The organism is Vibrio sp., from assembly GCF_050299255.1.
Taxonomy (GTDB): domain Bacteria; phylum Pseudomonadota; class Gammaproteobacteria; order Enterobacterales; family Vibrionaceae; genus Vibrio.
Genome location: NZ_JBNKVP010000138.1, coordinates 1 through 4,167 on the forward strand (window position 1 = coordinate 1; position 4,167 = coordinate 4,167).

3 protein-coding genes are annotated in these 4,167 nt (G+C 45.8%); 1 reads left to right on the top strand and 2 read right to left on the bottom strand.

Features of this window, described 5'->3' with window-relative positions:
- Both ACQY6F_RS18300 and ACQY6F_RS18305 read right to left on the bottom strand, forming a co-directional pair.
- Window positions 1–876, bottom strand: an 876-nt coding sequence (locus tag ACQY6F_RS18300) for an L-serine ammonia-lyase (RefSeq protein WP_428776497.1), incomplete at its 3' end; no start/stop codon positions are given.
- Between the two features lie 14 nt (window positions 877–890).
- Complete coding sequence (locus ACQY6F_RS18305; protein WP_428776500.1) at window positions 891–2,432, bottom strand: sodium:solute symporter family transporter; 1,542 nt, start codon at window positions 2,430–2,432, stop codon at window positions 891–893.
- Window positions 2,433–2,772: 340 nt separating this feature from the next.
- On the opposite strand from ACQY6F_RS18305, the gene ACQY6F_RS18310 reads away from it, so the two are divergent.
- Window positions 2,773–4,065: an MFS transporter gene (locus tag ACQY6F_RS18310; RefSeq protein WP_428776498.1), complete on the top strand. Its 1,293-nt coding sequence runs from the start codon at window positions 2,773–2,775 to the stop codon at window positions 4,063–4,065.
- The last annotated feature ends 102 nt before the right edge of the window (window positions 4,066–4,167 follow it).

Here is a 4,167-nt window from a genome sequence, read left to right on the forward strand (position 1 = left end):
GATCACCCCGGCTGCACCATTGGTTGGCGAAGTAACAACCTGGCCACCCGCCGCATTTTCCTCGCTGACCGCAAAAGCAAACACATTGACCCAATCCATTATTTCCATCGGATCATTTTGTGTCGCGGCATTAGCCTCCAGTTGTTTCAATAAACCCGGAGCGCGACGGGTAACATTCAAACCGCCAGCCAGAATGCCTTCCGTCTCAAAACCTCGAGACATGCAGCTTTCCATTACCGCCCAGATCTGCTCTGCCTTTTGGTCAATCGCCTGTGCAGGCTGAAATGCAAGCTCATTTTTTAACACCATGCGGCCAATACTCAGACCATTTTGTTCTGCTAGATTAAGCATCTCCTCTGCACTGGAGAACGGAAACTCAACATCGATTACATCCTCTTTGCTGCCATTTTCCAGCTCATCTGCCGTTGCTACAAAGCCACCGCCAATGGAATAGTAAGTTTCAAAGCCAATTCGCTTACCTTGACTATCAAATGCGCTAATGGTCATGCCATTTTCATGCAAAGGTAAATTGTCCTGGTGAAACAACATATCGGTCTGATAGTCAAAACGAACGTCCTGTTCACCATTAAGTACCAGCATTCCCTCTTCTACAGCTTTAACCATGGCCAGGTTAGCTCGGCCGATATCGATTGAATCCGGGCGATTACCTAACAGACCGAGGATAACTGCACGATCAGTATGGTGGCCGACTCCGGTCAGGGAAAGTGAGCCATAGAGATCAACCTGCAGCCGCGCAATATGGGAGATTTTCGTTTGAATAGCATTGGCAAACTGATAGCCCGCAATCATAGGGCCATTGGTGTGGGAACTTGAAGGCCCTACACCAATTTTGTAGATATCGAAGATGGACAACATGGTAGAAACCTTAATTAAGAAAGAACAGAGTAAAGCCAATCCGGCACAATGAAACAGGCCAGAATCGTTACTGCGGCAAAGACCAACAGCCCATAATGACTTATTGAAGGCCGGGAAAAGAGATTCCTCTGTCCGGCAATGAACTGCTCCTGAGCTTGGCTTAACTCACCATAAAAACGGCTGGCTACCACACCACTGACAAGAAAGACCGTTGTTCCTATCGGAGCAAACCAGGGCCAGGAAACATCCAGTGAACGGCAGAGCGCAACGGCAAGGATACTAATGACACTGCCAACGATAACACCACTCTCATTGGCTTTGGCAAAGAACAGACCCAAAACAAACGAACCCAGCCGGATACCAACAAATATCGACGTCAAACTGGCAATGGTTTTCAATACCGACTCGTTTGACACGGCTAAAACGGCCGGGAAAATCACTATCGCTGCCGCGACTAAGCTCATCTTTCTAGAAACTTTTTCATAATGTTCTGACGAAGCACTTTTCGAGATAAAACGCTTATAGATATCAAATGTCGCAACAGTCGCGATCGAGTTATAAGTTGAATCGAGCGTAGACATCGCTGCTGCTGCCAGTGCCGACATCACCAGGCCGACCACAATAGGATTGGTGTGATTAAAAACAAAATCGAGGATCACTTCGTTGCTGTTTTCAAAACCGGAATCTTGATAGTAAATGCTTAACAGCAAGCCAATTACGGCAAAAAACAGATAAATGAAAAATGCACTGTAGCCACAAAGTAACATTGATTTTTGAGCATTTTTAACGCTATTGGTTGCCAAAGTTCGCTGTATAATCAACTGATTGGTTCCGTAGACACTTAAGTGCAAGAAGCTCACCGCAACAACCCCTGCCCAGAGAGTAGTATCCACACCAAGATCAAAATCTAGATTCACAATATCAAGTTGCTGCTGTGTAACGCTCGCGCCACTTCCCACTTCTGTCAACAGGATAACGAAGATCGCCACACTACCTACGACCAGTACCAATGACTGCAGCATATCTGTCCATATGACAGTCGAGATCCCGCCGGAATAGGTATAAATGGCCGTAAATAAACTGATGTATATAATTGATTCAAAAATCGACAACGGGGTTACTTGGGTCAAAATCAACGCTACCGCATAGAGGATCACTCCCGCTGAAATACACTGCACCAGAATAAAAACCACCGAGTTGATGGTACGGGCATACACACCAAATCGAAGTTCCAAATACTCATAAATAGAAGTCAGCTTCAGACGGTAGAACACCGGAACAAAGAAAATAACCGAAAAAAATATCACGATCGGATAGTTTAGATGCACACTCATTGCTTCCATGCCTGAGCGATACACCCACCCAGGCATACCAACGAACGTCATCGCACTGACGTAAGTCGCTAAAATGGAAACACCTGCGGTAAACCAGCCAAATTGTTTTCCGCCAGTAGAAAAGTCACCACTGGCATTTAGACGATGATTAACTAAGTAGCTGATAAACAATGTCGTTAACAAGTAAATAGCAATCACAACCAGACTTGAGTACGTAACCATATCGGTATTTCCTGATTCTCTTTCCGTGTAAAAACGCATCAATCTTACTTATTTTTGCGCCATGTGACGCTCAAAATCCCTGACAACTGTGATGAGCATCACCATCATGATGCCAATCATGGTCAATTGACGACCACTCACCCCAATTATTGTGAGCTAAATCACCAATAATTACATTTTGGGTGCGTATTCATTTCAAGTTGACGTTGATCACAGACTTGGATGAGTGAATAAACATAAGATCCTTCCCGAACTAAATTCGCATACGACTTGCAAAAAAGATCGTCACTACGATTTTCTATATCTACCAAGAACCAAGGAATTAAGAGGTTTGAAGGCCATGAACACTAAAAAACACATGAGTGAAGTGCCAATGGTTCAAAGAGTAGCCGCCTATGCAGCAATACTGGTTGGCTACTTTTTCTACTGTTATAACTTTGTAATAATTGACTACGTACGCCCTTACATTGTAGAGGCTTACGACGGGATCAGCCTGTCCGATACAGCCCAATTTTACACCTGGCAGTCCGTCGGAGCTCTTATCGGCGCGTTAAGTTGTGCTTGGTTTGCTTCCAACTTAGGCAAGAAATCAACGCTGATCGCTATTACAGCGTTAAATGGTGGTGCCACCATCATCAACATGATGTTTACCGACTACGCCACATGGGCAGCTATGCGTCTGATCATTGGTATTTCACTGGGTGGTTACTTCACAGTGGCAGTGAGCTTAATGATCGGCCTGTTTACTCCTTCGGTTCGAGGTAAATTGACTGCTTTTGCATCCTCAATGTTCTCAGTCGCGTTGATGGTGATGGGCGCTTATGCTGCCTTTATTTCTAGCATTGATGCTCCATGGCAAAGCCTGATGTGGGTTGGTGGTGTACCACCATTGGCTGCTGCAATCGTGATGATCTTTATCCTGCCTAGTGATAAAAAGGTGATCGCATATGGCGAAGAGGATCAGCACGACGCGACAACAAACACACCGGCCAAAAAGGGCTCTTGGGGTGAAATGTTGAGCAAACCATACCGCACACTGACCATCACTTGTCTACTACTGGCTGGCCTGAACTTCTACGGTTACCAATTTTTCTCTGGCTTTGTAACAACCTACTTAAAAGAAGTTCGTCAGTTTGATGGCGCGACCGTCGGCATTATCTTCTCTATTTCGGCATTCGGATCGTTGTTTGGTGCTTGGGTATGGGGTGCTATCGCAGACAAGTATGGCCGTAAAGTCAACGCATTCGGCTTTATCCTCGCGGGTGTCATGGCTTCTGTGTTTTTTGTAGCACCGAGCGACGCCATGATCGGTGGACTTAACCTGCTTGCTCTGCTCGGTCTGATTTACAACTTTGGTCTTTCAGCATCTGCGGTATGGGGAGGCTACTTCTCTGAGCTGTTCCCTGCTCACCTGCGTAGTTTCGGAGCCGCCTTGTTCCACGGCGGCCGTATCATCGGTATGTGGGCGCCTATGGTTCTTATCTTCATCAAGGAACGTTCGGATCTAGAAACGGCCATGTGGGGGTCGCCAATCGTGTGGATCATCGCCGGCCTACTATGGCTGTCGCTGCCAGAAACATTGAAAGGTGGCGTATTTGATAAGAAAAAATCACTGAAAGAATCCAACGCTTAATTATAAAGCTGGCAGAGCTTAGCTCTGCCAGCCCAAATATCAAACTCGCAGCGACATTCCTCCCTTGCTCCAGTAACTGCGATAACTAAAAAATGAGATAAA